The organism is Gilvimarinus sp. DA14 (assembly GCF_024204685.1).
In the GTDB taxonomy this organism is placed as follows: Bacteria; Pseudomonadota; Gammaproteobacteria; order Pseudomonadales; family Cellvibrionaceae; genus Gilvimarinus.
On record NZ_CP100350.1, the window covers coordinates 1933760 to 1952792 of the forward strand.

At 54.6% G+C, this 19033-nt stretch carries 18 protein-coding genes; 11 read left to right on the forward strand and 7 right to left on the reverse strand.

Annotation, left to right across the window (positions count from 1 at the left end; genetic code table 11):
- The first annotated feature begins 30 nt into the window (after positions 1-30).
- Genes thrS through NHM04_RS08510 form a run of 4 tightly spaced genes read left to right on the forward strand, consistent with a single transcriptional unit; the run spans position 31 to position 4773 of the window.
- Positions 31-2034 (forward strand): threonine--tRNA ligase, encoded by a 2004-nt coding sequence (gene thrS, locus NHM04_RS08495; RefSeq protein WP_254266547.1) that lies wholly within the window; start codon positions 31-33, stop codon positions 2032-2034.
- The gene (locus tag NHM04_RS08500; protein WP_254266548.1) at positions 2031-3410 is read left to right on the forward strand and encodes a dihydroorotase; all 1380 of its coding nucleotides are present in this window, start codon (positions 2031-2033) and stop codon (positions 3408-3410) included. Before thrS ends, NHM04_RS08500 begins: the two co-directional genes overlap by 4 nt.
- A gap of 34 nt (positions 3411-3444) precedes the next feature.
- A complete protein-coding gene (locus NHM04_RS08505; RefSeq protein ID WP_253969072.1) occupies positions 3445-3834 on the forward strand; it encodes a nuclear transport factor 2 family protein in 390 nt (129 codons plus the stop codon).
- Positions 3835-3858: 24 nt separating this feature from the next.
- Positions 3859-4773: an aspartoacylase gene (locus NHM04_RS08510; protein ID WP_254266549.1), complete on the forward strand. Its 915-nt coding sequence runs from the start codon at positions 3859-3861 to the stop codon at positions 4771-4773.
- Between the two features lie 80 nt (positions 4774-4853).
- Here NHM04_RS08510 and NHM04_RS08515 read toward each other — a convergent pair whose 3' ends face one another.
- Positions 4854-6554: a YdiU family protein gene (locus tag NHM04_RS08515; protein WP_254266550.1), complete on the reverse strand. Its 1701-nt coding sequence runs from the start codon at positions 6552-6554 to the stop codon at positions 4854-4856.
- 223 nt (positions 6555-6777) lie between these two features.
- On the opposite strand from NHM04_RS08515, the gene NHM04_RS08520 reads away from it, so the two are divergent.
- The 4 genes from NHM04_RS08520 to NHM04_RS08535 all read left to right on the forward strand — a co-directional run bounded on the left by NHM04_RS08520 (position 6778) and on the right by NHM04_RS08535 (position 8704).
- Complete coding sequence (locus NHM04_RS08520; protein ID WP_254266551.1) at positions 6778-7194, forward strand: DUF4174 domain-containing protein; 417 nt, start codon at positions 6778-6780, stop codon at positions 7192-7194.
- Between the two features lie 204 nt (positions 7195-7398).
- A complete protein-coding gene (locus NHM04_RS08525; protein ID WP_254266552.1) occupies positions 7399-7632 on the forward strand; it encodes a hypothetical protein in 234 nt (77 codons plus the stop codon).
- A gap of 188 nt (positions 7633-7820) precedes the next feature.
- The gene (locus NHM04_RS08530; protein ID WP_254266553.1) at positions 7821-8174 is read left to right on the forward strand and encodes a DUF1428 domain-containing protein; all 354 of its coding nucleotides are present in this window, start codon (positions 7821-7823) and stop codon (positions 8172-8174) included.
- A gap of 44 nt (positions 8175-8218) precedes the next feature.
- Entirely contained in the window at positions 8219-8704 is a 486-nt protein-coding gene (locus NHM04_RS08535) for a VOC family protein (RefSeq protein ID WP_254266554.1), read from the forward strand.
- 634 nt (positions 8705-9338) lie between these two features.
- Here NHM04_RS08535 and NHM04_RS08540 read toward each other — a convergent pair.
- The 5 genes from NHM04_RS08540 to NHM04_RS08560 all read right to left on the reverse strand — a co-directional run bounded on the left by NHM04_RS08540 (position 9339) and on the right by NHM04_RS08560 (position 13803).
- Entirely contained in the window at positions 9339-10604 is a 1266-nt protein-coding gene (locus NHM04_RS08540) for a metallopeptidase TldD-related protein (RefSeq protein ID WP_254266555.1), read from the reverse strand.
- Positions 10604-11962 (reverse strand): TldD/PmbA family protein, encoded by a 1359-nt coding sequence (locus NHM04_RS08545; protein WP_254266556.1) that lies wholly within the window; start codon positions 11960-11962, stop codon positions 10604-10606. The genes NHM04_RS08540 and NHM04_RS08545 overlap by 1 nt, the downstream gene beginning before the upstream one ends.
- Before the next feature lie 150 nt (positions 11963-12112).
- A complete protein-coding gene (locus tag NHM04_RS08550; RefSeq protein WP_254266557.1) occupies positions 12113-12652 on the reverse strand; it encodes a hypothetical protein in 540 nt (179 codons plus the stop codon).
- 102 nt (positions 12653-12754) lie between these two features.
- Complete coding sequence (locus NHM04_RS08555; RefSeq protein WP_254266558.1) at positions 12755-13084, reverse strand: hypothetical protein; 330 nt, start codon at positions 13082-13084, stop codon at positions 12755-12757.
- Between the two features lie 161 nt (positions 13085-13245).
- On the reverse strand, positions 13246-13803 hold the full coding sequence (locus NHM04_RS08560) for a DUF3299 domain-containing protein (RefSeq protein ID WP_254266559.1): 558 nt from the start codon (positions 13801-13803) through the stop codon (positions 13246-13248).
- 68 nt (positions 13804-13871) lie between these two features.
- Here NHM04_RS08560 and NHM04_RS08565 point away from each other — a divergent pair, with 68 nt between their 5' ends.
- Both NHM04_RS08565 and NHM04_RS08570 read left to right on the forward strand, forming a co-directional pair.
- On the forward strand, positions 13872-14549 hold the full coding sequence (locus NHM04_RS08565) for an ATP-binding cassette domain-containing protein (RefSeq protein ID WP_254266560.1): 678 nt from the start codon (positions 13872-13874) through the stop codon (positions 14547-14549).
- Complete coding sequence (locus tag NHM04_RS08570; protein WP_254266561.1) at positions 14546-15760, forward strand: ABC transporter permease; 1215 nt, start codon at positions 14546-14548, stop codon at positions 15758-15760. Before NHM04_RS08565 ends, NHM04_RS08570 begins: the two co-directional genes overlap by 4 nt.
- A 62-nt stretch (positions 15761-15822) precedes the next feature.
- On the opposite strand, the gene chrA is transcribed toward NHM04_RS08570, so the two are convergent.
- A complete protein-coding gene (chrA, locus tag NHM04_RS08575; RefSeq protein ID WP_254266562.1) occupies positions 15823-17010 on the reverse strand; it encodes a chromate efflux transporter in 1188 nt (395 codons plus the stop codon).
- A 404-nt stretch (positions 17011-17414) separates the two neighbouring features.
- Here chrA and NHM04_RS08580 point away from each other — a divergent pair, with 404 nt between their 5' ends.
- A complete protein-coding gene (locus NHM04_RS08580) occupies positions 17415-18875 on the forward strand; it encodes a family 43 glycosylhydrolase (protein ID WP_254266563.1) in 1461 nt (486 codons plus the stop codon).
- Positions 18876-19033: the final 158 nt, after the last annotated feature.

Genomic DNA, 19033 nt, shown 5'->3' on the forward strand with positions numbered 1-19033 from the left:
TCATTACCATTTAACGAAGATTGCATCGCCATGACCCAAGCTACACCAACCTGCGCCCCTCAATTCATTACTCTCACCCTGCCCGATGGCTCGCAGCGGACATTCCCCACGGGCACCTCAGTTCTGAATGTGGCCAGCGCCATCGGCCCCGGGCTTGCAAAAAATACCCTCGCTGGCAAGGTGGCCGGCAAACTCGTGGATGCCTGCGATCCGATTGATCAAAGCGCTTCGCTGCAGATTATCACCCCCAAAGATGATGAAGGACTGGAGATCATTCGCCACTCCTGCGCGCACTTGATCGGCCATGCGGTTAAGCAGCTCTATCCCGAGGCAAAAATGGTGATCGGCCCGGTGATCGATGACGGCTTTTATTACGACATCGCTTACGAGCGGCCGTTTACCCCGGAAGATTTAGCGGCGATTGAAACTCGTATGCGTGAGTTGATTAGCTCAGACTACGACGTCATCAAACGCGTACTGCTGCGCGATGAGGTGATCGAAACTTTCCGCCAGCGCGGGGAAACTTATAAGCTGCGCTTGGTGGAAGATATGCCCGACGAACAGCAAATGGGCCTGTATTTTCACCAGGAGTACGTGGACATGTGCCGCGGCCCGCACGTGCCCAATACACGCTTTCTCAAACACTTTAAGCTCACCAACCTCTCCGGCGCCTATTGGCGAGGCGACGCCAAAAATGAGCAATTGCAACGTGTATACGGCACCGCTTGGGCGGATAAAAAATCCCTTAAGGCGTATCTGCAGCGCATTGAAGAGGCGCAAAAGCGCGACCATCGCAAACTGGGGCGCGAGCTGGATTTGTTTCACTTTCACGACGATGCCCCCGGCGCGGTGTTTTGGCACCCACACGGCTGGACCTTGTTTCAAGAACTGATCAGCTATATGCGACGTCGGCAACAAGACGCCGGCTACGTCGAGGTTAATTCTCCCGATGCCATGGACCGCAGCCTGTGGGAAATTTCCGGCCATTGGCAAAATTACCGCGACAATATGTTCACCACCGAGACAGAAGACGGTCGCGTGCTGGCACTCAAGCCCATGAGCTGCCCAGGCAGCGTATTGCTTTATCGTCACGGTTTAAAAAGTTATCGCGACCTGCCCATTCGCATGGCCGAGTTTGGCAAGGTACACCGCTACGAACCCTCGGGCGCGTTGCACGGACTATTGCGTGTGCGCCACTTTACCCAGGACGATGCCCACATTTACTGCACGCCAGAGCAAATGGACAGCGAGTGCCGCGAGATTGTCGCGCTAGTGTTGGATATTTACCGTGAGTTTGGCTTTGACGATATCCACCTCAAGCTCTCTACCCGCCCGAACAACCGCATGGGCGATGACGCAACTTGGGATCTGCTCGAAGGCGCATTGGTTAAGTCATTGGAAGACATGAACCTGAGCTACCAGCTCAACCCAGGCGAAGGTGCGTTTTACGGCCCTAAATTGGAATTTGTACTGCGCGATGCCATTGGCCGCGACTGGCAATGCGGCACTTTGCAGGTGGACATGAACCTGCCCGAACGCTTCGGCATTGAGTATGTCGCCGAAGACGGCGAGCGCAAACGTCCGGTGCTTTTGCACCGCGCTTTGTTCGGATCGCTGGAGCGCTTTACCGGTATTCTGATCGAACACTTTGCCGGCAAATTGCCCGCCTGGCTGGCGCCGGTGCAAGTGGCCGTGCTGTCGATTACCGATGACCACGCCGCCTACGCACAAGACGTAGCCCAATTGCTGCGCGGTGCCGGCCTGCGCGCCGAAGCAGATACCCGCAACGAAAAAATTGGCTACAAAATTCGCGAACAAACTTTGGCGCGGGTGCCCTTCTTGCTGGTCGCCGGCGGCCGAGAGCGCGACGCGGGCACCGTAGCAGTGCGCACCCGCGATGGCGAAGACTTGGGCGTTCTGCCAATAGAGCAGGCACTTGAGAGATTGCTGGATGAAGTCAAAGCGCCGGATCAAAACACTCGCGCTGACGGGCTTCGGGCTTTGTGGCAACGCCTGGGGAGCCACTCGGTATGAGTCACACACGGGAGCTATCGCAAAGGCTAAACGCCCGCCACGCCGACCTGCTGGTCCATGGCGGCACCGCGATCACCCCCAATGGCGCCGAGCGTATCGACCTGGCGTGCATCGACGGTCAGATTGTCGCGTTGGGTGAATTACACCGCACCTGGACGGCAGAAGATCGCATCGACGCCACCGGCCTGTATATTCTTCCGGGAGTTATCGACAGCCAGGTGCATTTTCGCGAGCCTGGCTTAACCCACAAAGAAGATTTAGAAGCCGGCACCCGAGGCGCCGTTCTCGGTGGCGTGACCGGGGTATTTGAAATGCCCAATACCAACCCGCTCACCCTGTGGGAGTCCGACTTAAAAGCCAAACTGGATGCGGCCGACGGACGCGCCTGGTGCGACTATGCGTTTTACATTGGCGGCTCGGCTACCAATGCCGAGCATTTACACACGCTTGAAACTTTGCCCGGCTGCGCGGGCGTCAAAGTATTTATGGGAAGCTCGTTTGGCGACTTACTGGCCGATGAAGACGAAGTGCTGCGTCGCATTTTAAAAAACGGCAAGCGTCGTATGTCCGTACACGCCGAAGACGAAGCGCGGCTGATCGAGCGCAAAATGCTTGCCGAGGCCAGTGGCGACGTCTGCGATCACCCCAATTGGCGCGATGTGGAAAGCGCGTTTAAAGCGACGCGCCGCGTGGTGGCAATTGCCGAGGAAACCGGTCGCCGTCTGCATGTACTGCACGTCACCACGGCCGAAGAAATGGCGTTTCTGGCGCAGCATAAACGACGCGTCACCGTGGAGACCACGCCGCATCATCTCACTATGCACGCACCCGAATGCTACGAGCGCTTGGGCAGCTTGGCTCAAATGAACCCACCGGTGCGCGAGCGGCACCATCAGCAAGCACTTTGGCAAGCCATCCAAGATGGAGTAGTGGACGTAATCGGCAGTGACCACGCCCCCCATACACTGGAAGAAAAAGCCAAGCCCTATCCGCAAAGCCCCAGCGGCATGACCGGGGTGCAAACCCTGCTGCCCACCATGCTCAATCATGTTAGCGCCGGTCGACTCAGCCTGCAGCGCTTGGTCGACCTGACCAGTGCGGGGCCAGCACGGATTTTCGGCATCGAGGGCAAGGGGCGTATCGCGCTGGGCTATGATGCGGATTTAACTCTGGTGGACATGAAGGCCGAGCGGATTATCCGTAACGACTGGATTGCCAGCATTAGTGGCTGGACACCTTACGACGGCATGCCCATAACAGGCTGGCCGATTCATACGGTAATACGCGGCAAAGCCGTCGTGCGCGACGAACAGTTAACCGAAACCCCACAGGGTAAAAGAATTCGATTTTTGGAAACCAACACAAACCACACTTAACCGATATTTTTCGCCTTCAAGACGAGGAAAAACAATGACTCAGCCAACCCCCCGAGAAATTCTGGATCAATGGATGCAAGCGGTGAACAACGCCGACGTAGAAACTCTGCTCAACCTGTACGATGCAAACGCGGTTTTGATTCCCACCTTTTCCAACCGCACCCGCAACACACCGGAAAAGCTGCGCGAGTACTTTGAACAGTTGGGCAGCCGGCCGGAGCTGAGTATTGCGTTACATGAAAAAACCTTGATCGTTCAGGATTTATCAAACCAGCTCTATACCCTGGGCGGCATTTACAACTGGCGCTTTGCCGTCGACGGTGAAGTTCTGAATTTTGAGGCACGCTTCAGCTATGTAATGGATCTGTCCAAACCTAACCCCATTGTGCATCATCACTCATCGCAAATCCCCCGCACCCTTTAATCTCACTCCGAGACCCATTACGGTATGAACGACATCATTACGCAAGTTGCAGTCACCGGCGGCACACACGGCAACGAGTCTACCGGTGTCTATCTGGTCAAGCACTGGCAATCCAACCCTGAGGAGATTGCGCGCGAAAGCTTTGCCACCGAGCTTCACCTGACCAACCCGGCGGCCATCAAGGCTATGCGACGCTATATCGATCAGGACCTAAACCGCCAGTTCAACCTCAAAGATTTGCAAAACCCGGCGCTGCAAGGCAGCGAACAGCAGCAAGCCAAGATGATCAACGAGCAATTGGGCCCCAAAGAAAACCCGCGGGTGGATTTTGTGATCGATATGCACACCACCACCGCCAATATGGGCATGACCGTGGTGTTTAACTCCGATCACCCGCTGGTGATCGGAACCGCCTTTTACATCAAGCAAAAAATGCCAGACGCGCATTTATTTTTTCAACCCAGCGACCGGCTGGAAGACAATTTTTTGCGCTCCATGGGGCGTTATGGCGGATTGGTGATCGAAGTGGGGCCCATTCCCCAGGGGCTGTTAAAGCACCAGGTGTACGCCGATACGCACGAGGCTGTGATGCACGCGCTGGATTACCTTGAGCAATACAACCAAGGCCAGAAACCCGAGATACCCGCCGAAACAACCGGCTACCGGTTTATCGAAAAAATCCCCTTCCCGGTCGATGAACACGGCGAAATCGCCGGTATGATTCACCCCGATCTACAAGATCGAGATTATCAACCCATTGCCCCCGGCGACCCGCTGTTTATCACCCTGGCCGGCGAGACAATAACCTACCAGGGCGAGCAAACCGTGTACGGGGCGTTTATCAATGAGGCGGCCTACTACGACCGCAAAATCGGCCTGAGCCTGATGGAAAAAGTGCGTATCGCTTACCCCCATAGCAAAGGGAACGATTTGAGTTAGAGCCAGGGTTTTGGGGCGTCACTCAGCGGCATTGCCCGAGCCCCCGCATGCAGTGCAATCATTTACGACCTGTTGCGGGCTCAAGACGAACAACTGTAGTGGGATACCCCGCCGGCCAGAAAAAACTCCGGCGGCTTGAGCCTGTAGTACTTTTCCTCGACTTGCGGCGATTGCTCATCATAGGGCCGGGTTAACACATCTTGTAGCTCTCGCACCAAAGAGTAATCGCCCTGCTTCGCTTTCTCGTAGGCGGGCACTACCAACCACTCGCGCCAGGTGTATTTAGGGTTAACCTGCAACATTTTTTGTGACACCTCGGCAGCATTACTCTTACCAATTAGCGAACGCCATTTTTCCAGCCAGCTCGACCATTGCGCCTCAAGCGTGGCTGACGGCGCTTGATAAAAGCTCTGCCGCAAAGGCTCCAGGCTCTCAGGTATATAGGAGAGCTCGCGGAAGAAGATGGTGTAATCCACCGGCGTTTTCATCATTAGCGCCAGAAGCTCGTTAAGCAGCTCGGCATTATGGGTTTTGAGCCCCAGCTTTTCGGCGAACATAGTCTCAAGCTTTTGCTGCATGACAGCGCCAAAACCCTTTTGGAGCTCGTCGAATGTCTGTAGCTGTTCTGGGTGAGGTGTCAACAAAGGCCGCAGTGCGCTGCAAAAGGAAAGAAAATTCTGCTCCGCCGCCGCCGGCTGATTAAAAAACGAAAAGTGCTGTCCGCCGCCGGTCCAGGGTTGAAAGTAGGGATCAAAGCGCTCGCAGAACCCGAAGGGCCCATAGTCCAGCGTATAGCCGCCGCCCGCGCAGTTGTCACTGTTAAAGTTGCCCTGGCAGTAGCCTACCCGCAGCCAGTTGGCGATAAGCGACGTCAAACGCTCACGAAAAGCCGAGGTCAGCGCCAGCAGCTTGTCGGCCAGGGGCGACTCGGGATTGATGTCGCTTGAGTATTCGCGGTCAATCAAATGCAGAACAATTTTCTCCAACTCTTCTAATGAATCGGCATGGGCCTGGGCGCGAACCCGGCGGGCAAACAGCTCCAGCTGCCCCACTCGCAAGAAAGATGGAGCGACCCGTGTGGAGATAGCCACTGGCTCTGAGACCAATGTATCCGGGTCCGTATTGGACGAGCCTTGCGTATACCAGGGCCGCTTGACCGCCTCGGTTTTAGAAACATACAAACACAGCGAGCGGGAGGTAGGCACGCCCAGTGCGTGCATATGCTCCTGCGCTAAAAACTCGCGTACACTGGAGCGCAAGACCGCGCGCCCATCGGCGCCACGGCAGTATGGTGTGCGGCCGCCGCCTTTTAATTGCATCTCCCAGCGCTGACCGTTGATGACCGCCTCGAGCACCGACACGGCGCGCCCATCACCGTAGCCGTTACCCGTTTGAAACGGACATTGCTGAGTGTACTCGGTGCCATAAATCGACAGCGCGTAACCCGTGGCCCAACCGACTTTGCGCAGTGACGCGGGAAGGTCAGACATATCCCCGGAAAACAGGCGACGAAAGCCCTCTGTGTGTGCCAGATTGTCGTCAAAACTAAGCTCGCAAAAAAAGTCACTGCTGTGGGCAACATACTCGGGCTCAGGAATAGGTGTGGGTTTGACGGGAACATAGTGGCCCGAAAAGACCTCCCGGGGCCGATAATCCTCGCCGTCGTCCGTCGCATCTGGATCGCGGGTCAAAGTATCCAGCAGCGAATAGTCGGCCAACTCCGCAAGCGCCTCAAGACTGGTCACGCGAAGCGCTGCTTCTTTACCCTTTTGCTCATTCATACAAAGTGCCAATACTGTTTGTTACTGCTTAACAGGTGTAAGTGCTTAACAAGATGTTATTCAAACTCACTGTACCACAGAGGCGCCACCGTCATTAGCGCCGAATTTATTAGCACGAGTGATCGCGCTGCACAATTCACCGTATATCCAAAGTGAAAATACGGGGCGGGGCTTACCCGCCTTCACTGCGATGTCACAGTCACACTGATTCACGGTAGATGCTATGAAACCCTGGCGACTATGGCTGCTCACCCTACTCCCGTTTGCGGCGACAGGTTACTCGGCGCCGCTCAACGACCTGGCGCCTCTACGATGGGAGAACCGAATTATCCTTGCCTGGACAGACAAACCGCAAGCCGTGGTAAAGGCGTTAAGACGTGAGAGTGCGGCCGTGCAAGAGCGGGACATCGTCTGGTTTGTTTTCTCTGATGGCGCCACGCAATCGAACTATTCAGGTAAACTCAGTGACGACTTTGCCACTGTAATGACTGAAAAATACCACCGCTCTACACCCCAGGTACTGCTGATTGGCAAGGATGGCGGCGTCAAAGATGACGAAAGCGAGCTTTTGTTAAAGTCCCTGTTTCAACAAATTGACGCCATGCCCATGCGACAGCGCGAAATGCAAAATGGCAGCTGACGCCGCAAGCGGGTTTGTTATCTTTGCAGCCTTAATATCGGGGTAGGATTATTAAATTCGCGTGCCGCTCGTGTTTACTCTCAGCATTATTGATCGACCCCAATGCTAAAGCCCGTGCGGCAGACCCCAAGATGGCGCTTTTTTGACTTAACGCACGCAAAACGCGACACTCAGGTAACAAAATAGAAATAACAGGGAGTTGTTATGCGATACATCCCGGTACCACCTCCAACCGAAGTAAAGACTTGCTCGCGCTGTAGCCTGCAATCCCCTGCCGACGCCGAACAGTGTATCCACTGTGCCCAGCTCTCAGACCCCGAACTACATCAGTATTTAGAGAAACACCAGCGCAGGCTTCAGGCAGGCGCGAATCTGGGGCGCTACTTTGCGCTCGCTGCCGCAGTCATTCTAGTGTTAATGGCCATGCTGTTGTTCTAGGAATAACGAGCCCTAATTCGGCCCCCCCCTAGGCTTTTAATTCTCATTTTTTTACACGCGGCTGTCGATTGACAGTCGCGGCAACCGACTATGCTGTAACAGTCGTCATTTATCAGGCGATTGCGGGTTTGCGGCGGGCAACCTATGCACGCTGCATTTTGCCATAACATTTTTCACAGGAGATTCGCATGAACTATATCGACGGATTTGTAGCGGCTGTACCCACGGCCCGCAAAGAGGAGTATTTGCAACACGTAAAAATAGCCGCCAAATGTTTTAAAGAGCACGGTGCGATTAAATTAACCGAGTGCTGGGGTGACGACGTACCCGAGGGCGAAACCACGTCTTTCCCGATGGCGGTTAAATGTAAACCAGACGAAACAGTGGTGTTTGGCTTGATTGAATGGCCTTCAAAAGAAGCGCGCAACGCTGGCATGCAAAAGGTCATGGAAGACGAGCGCATGAGCAGCGATGCCAACCCCATGCCCTTTGACGGCAAGCGGCTGATATACGGCGGTTTTCAAGTTATTTTTGATGGCTAACCCCTTGCAACGCTACAGCAACTACTCGAACACAGGAAAAACGTATGAATAGCATTGCCGCAAACCGCGTATGCCTTTGGTATGACGGTGAAGCACAAACCGCCGCCGAATTCTATGCCCGCACCTTTCCCGACTCTGAGGTCACCGCCGTGCACCACGCCCCCGCCGATTATCCGGCGGGCAAAGCCGGTGATGTACTGACGGTAGATTTTGTGGTCTTAGGCATTCCCTGCCTGGGGTTAAACGGCGGGCCCGTCTTTCGGCACAACGAGTCTTTTTCGTTTCAAGTGGCGACCCAAACTCAGGAGGAAACCGACCGCTACTGGAACGCCATTGTTGATAACGGCGGTGAGGAAAGCGCCTGCGGCTGGTGCAAAGATAAGTGGGGAATTTCGTGGCAAATTACCCCTGTGGCATTAACCCGCGCCGTCACCAGCGAAGATGCCGCCCTGGCCAAACGTGCCTTTGAAGCTATGCTGACGATGAAAAAGATTGATATAGCCGCTATCGAAGCGGCCGTTAACAGTTGAGTCTAATCCTCCAGAGCAGTTTCCCTACCCGCTGCTCTGGAGGGTGAAGTCCGATTAGGAAACCGCCAGCCACGGATGTTTAACCAGAGCAAACTGCCGCCGCCAAAGTCGGACATCTCGGCGCTGATAGCCTGAATACCCTGCCGCATTTGTGCTACCTAAGCGGCGGGTTCAAGCGAACAGTGTTGCGCCCGGTAATGAGCGATAACAAAACACCCCAACCCTATGGCCAACCCCAACACGCTTAGCAAAGGACCATACCCCGAAAAGAAAGGGACCAGCTTATAGGTACTTAAGGTGCCATAGAAAAAAATACAAGCTCCTGCCAACCAAACATAAAAAATCCGTTTTAGCGTTTTTTTTGCGGCACTATCCCACTGCAAGCGCTCACCGCATTGGCCGCAGCGAACGCTCCGGTTAAAACGCCCAAACGCGATCAGACGATCCCTATCGCGACGCCTCAGGGTATTATGGCAATGGGGGCAGGAGGGTATTTTAAAATCAGACATCAGTTACTCCCTTAACGTTTTTATAATCACGCTTTAAATACTTCGGTAATGCTTAAACCTGGCGGCGTGTCGCCTTTATAAAAGACGACACGCGGGGCGGCTATCAAACACCTTTCAACCGAGCCTTAAGAAAACCGCAAACCGCTGATTTTTACCCAAGGCAAACGACTGCCGCCAAAGTCGGACACCTCGGCGCTGATGGCCTGAATATCCTGCAGCATTTGCGCGACATTACCGGTAATCATGGTTTCGGTTAGTGCTTGGGTGCGCTCGCCGTTTTCCAGTAAAAAGCTGTTTTTAATCACTCCAGAAAAGTCACCATTGGGCGCCGGGCTGCCCATGGATAAACGCCCCACCAAAGCGCCATGCGCGACGCTTGCCTGCATATCGGCGCGGCTGATACTGCCGGGGTCAATACTCCAGCTACCGCCCGATGCCGTGTAGGGAATATCCAGCTTGCGGCTGCCGTAGTAGGTAGGCAGCAATCGCGTCAGCTTGCCACCGTCTACCAAGGTGACCGGACCAATGGTAAAGCCTTCACCATTGTAGGCGCGCTCGCCTGCCCCCTCGGGGTTATTGCGAATGGTCAGCGCCGGTGCGCCAATCATGTCACCCACGGACTTTTGATACACCGACGTCTGGCTAATCAAGGCGCCGTCACCCAGCTGGCTGGTGAGCCAGCCGATCAAATCCATCACCGCCATGGGCATAAGCACCACATCGCCGGTAAACTTTTCTTTGATCATGCTGGTTTGGGTTTCCTGCACACTGTTGGCCATGATTTCGCCAATATCCAGCACTTCGGTCAGACGCTCAGGTAACGCATCCATTTCACCGCCGGTGTAGGTAAACGAGCTGCTGCCGTGCTCGTCTTTGCTGGAGCCCATAATCATGACTTCGTAGCTGCCGACCGACGAGCTCAACTGGGTATCGGCGGTAGTGACTAACGTGTTTTTGGCCAGGGTGTGCTTAATCGCGCACTCTTCAATTTGAAAGCTGGGAAACTCCTCGCTGCGCGCTTGCAGCAAAGATTTAGCGGCGGCGGCAATGGCATCGCGATCAACCGACTGCGGGCCCTTGGTAAAATCACCGCTCTGTCCGGGTGCCACGGCATAGGCTTCGTCATGAGGTGAAGTGGCCACATCGCGCTGTAAATCGGCGATGACTTTTTCGATTACCGACTCATCCAGACTGCTAACCGATGCGGTTACACGGCGCTTGTCTTTTATCGCCATTACCGCCAGTGATTGGTTTTGGGTGGTACGCATTAAGCTGACATGGTTGTGGGCGATATTCAGCTCGTTCACGTCGGCCTCGGTAATACTGACGCGGGCATCGTCAAATCCGGCGCCGGTAAGCGCTTGTAAAATCTTACTGGCTTGCTCGTGCATTATTCACCCCCCAACTGTGCTTTGGCGCGAATCGCCGGGCCGCCCATGGACACCACCATGGGCTGCTTTTTACCGCAGTAACCGCTGCTGTCCCAGTGCATATCGCCCGACACCGCATCCACCGATTGCAGCATTTTGATCGCCGAGCCCGACAAAGTAGTGTCTTTAATGGCGCGGCCCAGTTTGCCGTTTTTAATTTCGTAGCCGAGGTTAATACTGAACATAAATTCGGTGGTGGTATCGGCCTGGCCGTTGCCGGTTTTCATCAGATAGTAGCCGTCTTCTACGTCGGCAATCATATCGTCCAACTTACTGGTACCGGGCAAAATGGCAGTGTTGCGCATGCGAATCAGCGGCTCGTCATCGGGAGCGTAGGCGCGGGCGTTACCCGTGGCGGGGTTATCAAAGGTAGCGGCCGTCTCGCGGTTGTGCATAAAGTCGGTGAGTAAGCCGTCTTTAATTAAGGTCACATCCTGTGCGGGCGTACCCTCGTCATCGGCGTAAACGGGTACCGCCAACTCTTGGCCCTCGTAGCTGTGGGCAAAATCCATCATCGTAATCAAATCGCTGGCAATACGCTCACCGCGCATGTCGCCGGTGACCGCGCCGCCCAATACCAGGTCGGCCTCGCAGGGGTGGCCCATGGCTTCGTGGGCCAGCATACCGGCCAAGTTCGGGGCCAGTACCACTGACTGCAAACCACCCTGGGCGTGCACCGCCTCGCGCTTGGCCATTAAGTGTTCGTACAGCTCATCCAGCTGCGCCTCAACCGAGGCCATAGACAAATCCAAATCACCAAAGCTGCCCTTGCCGCCAATCACCTGCATTAGCTCTACGGGTTTATCGTCTTTGTCTTTTACCGTCAGTATCAGGTAAATCATGGCGCGGGAGATATTGTTGTAAGTGCGCGCGCCCAGGCTGTTCTGGACAAACTTATCGTGGTATTCATCCAGCGCCAGCACCGTCATTGACGCCAGCTTATCGTAACGGCTGCGCGCCAAGTCGTTGACCGACTGCTGCCATTCAATTAACTGCTCGGAGGACCAATTGGGTTTGCAGGCAATACCATGCTCGCCCTGATGGGCTTGCTGCGGCAGGGGACGACTGCTACCGCCAAAAACCTGCAGTGCCTGGGCATTGGCCAGGGCAATATTGCCCAGCTTATCGGCACCAGTGGGCTGGGTAGCCGAGGCAAAACCCCAGTAACCGTTTTGGTAGGCCCGGGCCGACTCGCCCATGGCGTGAGAGTTATCGTTAACCATCAGGTTGCCGTCGACCATCACCAGCCGACGTTTGCGCAGCTCGTGCTGACGAAATTCGTTGTATTCTCCAGCGCGGGAGAAATCTGCAAAAGACATGTAAGACTCCTTGCAAGGTAGGGTGCGGGCAGCTTAGCAGAGCCGATGCGCGGAACAAAGAAACCACTGCACTTTAGCGAACAACCAGGTTACGCCAAGGTTGGCGAAAACAGCGGATAGGCTTTGAAGCAAAAGATGAAAGTACCGGCCTCAGGCGGCCGGAGCTTTTGCCTTAAGTAAAATAAGCAACGCAAACACAAGCTCAATTGCGCCACCGGCAATACCACCGGCATACACAGGTGCCTGCAGCGCAAGCAAAAGCCAACCGGCGGCAAATAACACCACACCAAAGAGCCAAAAAACGCGATTGCCATAAAGGGTATTAAAAGTCAGGTAGCGCCCACCAATCACAAACATCATCGCGGGGAAAAACCACTCCGGGCGATAAAAGGCCGCGCCAATGGCGATGGGAATGGAGAACAGCATCCATAATGTTCCCTCAATAGCGAGCGGTGCCAAAGGGTTGCCCGGTTGGTGCTTGCCGCTGCGGCCCAGTGCCTTACACAGCAGTACCGATAGAGGAAAGATGAGTGTTCCACCTAGCACCAGGGTCGCAATACCGATATTTGCACTGTGTACAAAAGCCACTATACCGGCCAGCAACCAAACAGAACCCGATGCAATAACACCCGGAACACCATAGTAATAACCGGTGTTCATATCTTTTTGATAATCTTCCACTGTGTTCATGTTAAATCCCTCTTTATTTTAATCGCGCTATTAAACCCGACATTTAGCGCTCTGCCAACACCTGACCAATAACCCTCATCAAAGGGTTTAAGAGCGGGGCCTTTAACCAAACCGATCCTGCCAGCGCCCGTTGTGTTCCCGTTCGCAGTTTTCCTCGGTATCAAAACTCACCTGGCGGCGCCCATCAGCAAGCTTGATATCAATGGCTCTTAATTGCTCGGTTACCAGCGCAATAATTGCCTCCCGGTCGGCACGAGCCAATTGCTTATTCGTGCGATAGACACAGACCACTTCCAGCGAAGCGGGAAAGCGATCGTAATCTACAAAGTGCGTTAACCACAAAAAACCATCGCCGCGGTCTTTAGCTATCTCGCACGCCCGGGTCAACGCCTGGATAATCGCTTTTTCTTTTTTCTTATCGGTTTTTCGCATGGGAAAATATGTGTGATGTCTGATGTCTGATGTCTGATGTCTGATGTCTGATGTCTGATGTCTGATGTCTGATGTCAGTAGCGTAAGACATCAGACCTCCGTCGTCCGACGCCCCTGTTCTGCGTTCTGCGTTCTGCGTTCTGCGTTCTGCGTCGTTCAGCTTACTCCGAATACAACTCCATCTCATCCACGCGCATTTGATACGCCGCCTGAGATAAATCGGTTTCCACCAGCTCAATGGTCAGGTGCCCCGACACCCAGAACGGGTCGTAGAGCGCGTCCAGCACAATGCCCTTTTTGAATTTGGCGTAGATCACCTGGTTGGGTGGCGGGGGCGGCAGGTGAATGCAGGCGCCGAAAAATGGCACCAGCAAAAATTCGGTAATGCGCTGATCATCACCAAAGCGCAGCGGCACCACAAAACCGGGGATACGAATATTTTTGTTATCAAACTCAGGGATGGTTTTCGCCGAGCGCAGTGCGCGGCTGTAGGGGTCGTCCTCGGGCAGTCCCGCTATGCCATCTCCGGTGGGCGGCATTTGATCCGCGGCGCCACCCTCAGGAACTTCGTCTATCCACTCGGGGCGATTCATCAGCGCCTGCAAATCTTCCTCTGGCATTAAATCTGGCCACTCAATGGTTTGATAGTCTTGCGCCGCTGCGGCGCCCGTTATCAGGCACACCGTCAGCACCATTAAAGTACTTACAAGCCTTTTCATTTCACACCTTGCTTCACCGGAAAATGGCGTTATAACATAACACATTAAATTCCGCTTAACGGTAAACCATGTCCGCTACTGCCGAATTCAGCATTAATATCAACCAGATAGAGTACGGCCATCCACGCGGTCCCCAATGGCGCCTGCCGCGCTGGCAGGTGGCCGCCGGGCAAACCATTTTTATGCAGGCTCCCTCGGGGGCGGGCAAGTCGACCCTGCTGCATGTGCTCGCCGGGCTTTTGCCGGTACACCATGGTGAGCTGACGGTATTAAACGAACCCCTGCACTTGCGCCGACCGGCCCAAACGGCACCCTGGCGGGCACAGCAGCTGGGTATTATTTTTCAAAGCTTGAACCTGATAGATTATTTGAGCTGTCTGGATAATATTTTGCTGGCGGCACACTTTGCCCAAAACCACGACTCGGGCCTGGCCCGCAAAGCACAAGAGCTGCTCGCCCAGTTAAATCTGCCCCCGCAGTTGCTGCAGAAAAAAGCCAGTGAACTCAGCCTTGGCCAACGGCAGCGAGTAGCCATTGCACGGGCACTGATCAATGACCCAGCGTTAATATTGGCCGACGAACCTACCTCGGCACTGGACAGCGATAACCGGCAGGATTTTATCAATCTGTTGTTTACCATGGTGCGTCAGCGAAATTGCACGCTTATATTCGCCAGTCACGATCACAGCCTGAGCCAGAAATTCAACCAGCGCCTGGCCCTTAAGGAGTTGGCTCAACCGCTATGATGTTTCGCCTAGCCTTAAAAAGTCTGATCAGTCGCCGCTTTAGTGCACTGGTGTGCATTGTGATGATTGCATTAAGCACCGTTGCGCTGCTGACGGTCGACACGCTATACCGCGGTACCCAATCGGCTTTTGGCCGCAGCGTCGCCGGTATTGATTTGGTGGTCGGCGCGCCTACCGGCGATATCAATCTGCTGTTGTTTTCTGCATTTCATGTGGGTGCTCCCAGCCGCGAGCTGAGCTTTACCACCTTTACCCGCTGGCAGAATGATCCGACCATCGCTCGCGCAGTGCCGCTTATGCTGGGCGACAGTCATAAGGGGTTTCGGGTTATCGGTACAGACACGAGCCTTTTTGACCATTTTACCTCGCTGCATGATGGTCAGGTCTTTACCAGCGGCCGAGCCTTCACCCAGGTTTTTGACGTGACCCTGGGGCATGAGGTGGCGCACAAACTCAGGCTCAAGGTGGGCGACACTTTAAACCTAAGCCACGGCCTGGGTAACCACAGCTTTCAAAAGCACGATGCCCGAGCCTTTACCGTTAGCGGTATTCTCGCCGCGACTGGTACTCCCATCGACAAAACCCTGCAAGTGAGCCTCGATGGAATAGAAGCTATTCACTGGCCGCCCGCCAAATTAGCAAACCTGCCTGAACAGTTGGCAATCGGCGCACGCGCCGATCTCACCCCCGACAGCCTGGCGGCGTTTTACCTGACGTTAGACAACAAAGTTCGCACCTTTGAGGTTCAGCGCAGCATCAACCAAAACTCAGCCGAGCCGGCTCAGGCCATCTTGCCCGGGGTAGCCATCACCCAGCTGTGGTCAATGCTCGACTGGGTCGAAGCCGCTCTGCTGGGCTTGGGACTGCTGAGCGCGCTGGTAGCGGCCATCGGTGTGGCAAGCACACTGCTGGGCCTTTTAGATAAACGCTTACCGGAGTTTTTGTTACTGCAAACCCTGGGTGCAAAACGGCGCTTTGTTTACACGTTACTCGGTATCGAAACCGCGACCCTAGTGGCCTTGGGCATGCTGAGCGGGGTAGCTGCCACGCTTCTGGTGGAACGCACCCTATTGCAACTGGCGCAGAATAATTGGGGGCTTTATTGGCCACTGGAAGTAAACTGGTTGTGGCTGGGCAGCGCATTTATCGCCCTGCCCGTTGTTACCAGCCTATTCCTTTGTGCCATATGCGCCTGGCGCTTACGCCGCTAGCGCTCACTCCATACTCACTTAGGTTGGCGCTTTTGCAGCTTCTATAATCAGCCCCACGCCCCTTAAGAGATTGCCTTAATGGCAACTCCCGCACCCCCTCCTGCCAGTACTACTAACCAGGGCGGCAGTTTCCAAAACATCAGTGCAATCAAGGCGAGCAACCCCAAAGCAAAATCTTCCACCGAATGCACAGCACTGGTCCACACAGGCTGATAAAGTGCGGCGAGCAAAATGCCCACCACCGCTGCGTTCACGCCTTTTAAAGCGGCCTGGATACGAGCGTTAAGACGCAACCGATCCCAAAACGGTAGAGCCCCGAGCAAGAGTAAAAACGCAGGAATAAAAATAGCGATCAGACACCAGAGACCACCGGCCCAGCCCGAAGGCGAGCCGGAGCTAGCTGCGCCTAAAAAGGCGGCAAAGGTAAACAGAGGGCCGGGCACCGCTTGCGCCGCACCATACCCGGCAAGAAAAGTATCGTTACTTACCCACCCGGCAGGCACCACCTCGGCCTGTAACAGCGGCAAGACCACATGCCCACCACCAAAGACCAAGGCGCCTGCGCGATAAAATGAGTCGAACATCGCAAGCGCCTGGCTCGGATATACACTCACCAGCAGCGGCAAGGCAAAAAGCAGCACCGCAAACGTCACTAACAACACAAATCCAACACCGGTTTTAGCCGCCGGGGATTGTGGCGGCGGAGCGGGTGTTTTATTGGTGTTAAAAAGTAGCAAACCGACAGGCGCCGCCAACGCTATAACCGCCAGCTGTGCCCACACAAACGGAACGAGCAACACAAAGCAAGCTGCCAGCGCCATGATAGTAATGCGGCTAAGATCCGGACACAGGTTGCGGCCCATGCCCCAAACCGCCTGCGCGACTACAGCGACGGCAACCACCTTTAGGCCATCGATTGCTCCTGAGGGCACAGCATTACCAAACTTTACGAGCCCCCAAGCAAATAAAATAAGCGCGATAGCCGAGGGCAGAGTAAAACCAAGCCAGGCTGCCAGTGCGCCCGAATACCCGGCACGGGAATAACCAACGGCCATTCCCACCTGACTGCTGGCCGGACCCGGTAAAAATTGACACAGCGCGATTAAATCCGCGTAATAGTTTTCCGTTAACCACCGGCGGCGAGTGACAAACTCCTCGCGGAAATAACCCAAGTGAGCGACCGGCCCACCGAAGGAGGTAAGGCCAAGGCGCAGAAAAACCTTAAAAACCGACCAGCTAGTCGCCGTCATAGGGTGCTTTCTCCTTAAGCACTGGGTCTGCCCCAGACAATAAAAATGCGTGAGGAAATGCTAGAGAGTCCCGCCGCGCCAGTACAGTAAACTCCGTACAACACACCATTGCCGTAACGCATCGCATATGCCTGCCCGCAGTACATTCAAGCTGGCCGTCTTACCCAGACCCAAAGAGGCTTCTCGTGCCAAAATGGTCCGTTCATCTAAGTCCATATAGCGTTTTGTTCGGCACTGTCTGGCAGTGTTATTTCAAATCAATATCGATCAAGGCGTATTTCGCGATCTTGTCTGCTTTTTAGGCAAAGCAAATATAATAGTATTGTAATACCTATTATATATAGGCAGTTAACACGCTTTTGCAGTGCGTGCTCCCAAACAATAATCAATTATCGGAGAGTACTATGATAATAACTCGCTCCATAGCTAGAGTAATGGGCCTATTTGTCGGCCTGATTTTATGCTTACACGGTCACGCCATTTCACTGAATGGCACAACCGACATTCACGACCCCTCAACCATTGTTAAAGACGGCGACACCTACTGGACTTTTGGTACGGGCACCGGCGCATCGAACCATCCCATTAACGCGCTCTACTCCACCGACTTGGTTAACTGGTCGCGCGGGCCTTCACCGGTTGCCCCCAACACCTATCCAAACTGGATTAATAATAAGGTGCCGGGTTTTGACGGTAACTTTTGGGCACCGGATATTATTGAAATGAACGGCCGTTACTATTTGTACTATTCGGCCTTCTCGGATTCCACCGGCATGAAATCAGCCATCGGCGTTATGGTGACCGACTCGCTCAACAACCCCAACTGGCAAGATTTGGGGATGGTGGTCTCCACCATGGACGAGCCCTATTCGGGCGGCCAACCGGTCAACGCAATTGACGCCGGGCTGTACCGCGACGCCAACAATAATGTGTGGATGGTGTACGGCTCACACTACGCCGGTATCTACGTACGTCCTATTAATCCCGCCACCGGCCACCTGCTAAACGGCAACCGCTATCCGGTCGTGGGCAACAATGGCGCCTGGCACGAGTTTGAAGCCGCTCAAGTGCAATACATGAACGGTTACTACTATATGTTTGCCAATTTGGGCGATTGCTGTGTTGGTAACTCCAGTAACTACTATGTGGTTATGGGTCGCTCTACTAGCCCTACCGGCCCTTTCCGCGATCAGGGCGGCGTTGATATGTGGAACTATGGCGGCAGCACAGTGCTGGCCACCGAAGGTATTTACATTGGCCCCGGACACTTCGGTTACCTGAATAACTACGGCCAAAATTTGGCGACCTTCCATTACTACGACGGCCGCACCGCCAACGGCTGGCCCGCCCGTCTGGACATAATGCAAATAAACTTTGCCAACGGCTGGCCGACCTTTACTCGCAACTATACTCTAGCCGATGAACCCACGGGCCCCTTGGCTAACGGCCGAGTATCTTTCACCTCAGTGCACAGCGGCAAGTTGCTGGAAGTCGCATCGGGCAGCCACGATGACGGCGCCAATGTCGTACAGTGGGAAGACAACGGCAGCGCCAACCAACAATGGGACATCGTTAACCTCAACAATGGTTACTACTCCATCCGCGCAGCGCACAGCGGAAAGTCTCTGGATGTATTCGAGTGGAGCACCGAAGACGGCGGCGAAATTCGTCAATGGGAATACTTCGGCGGCGAGAACCAGCAGTGGCAGTTTGTCGATGAAGGCAATGGCACCTACGGTATTATCTCGCGCTTTAGCGGCAAGGCTCTGGATGTATTCGAGTTCAGCACCGAAGACGGTGGCGACATCCGCCAGTGGGAATACTGGGGCGGCGAGCCGCAGCGCTGGACCGTTAGTTATCAGTAATCCAGCCTGACACGAGAGGCACCGCATTTACGCGGTGCCTTTTTACATTGAACGCGGACTTCAGTGGGTCATCACAACAATCAGTCGTGAGGGGTAGAAGCCTCTTAAAACTTGCCAAGTTACTCCCTTCGCCGAGACCACCCAATAGCCACCACTCG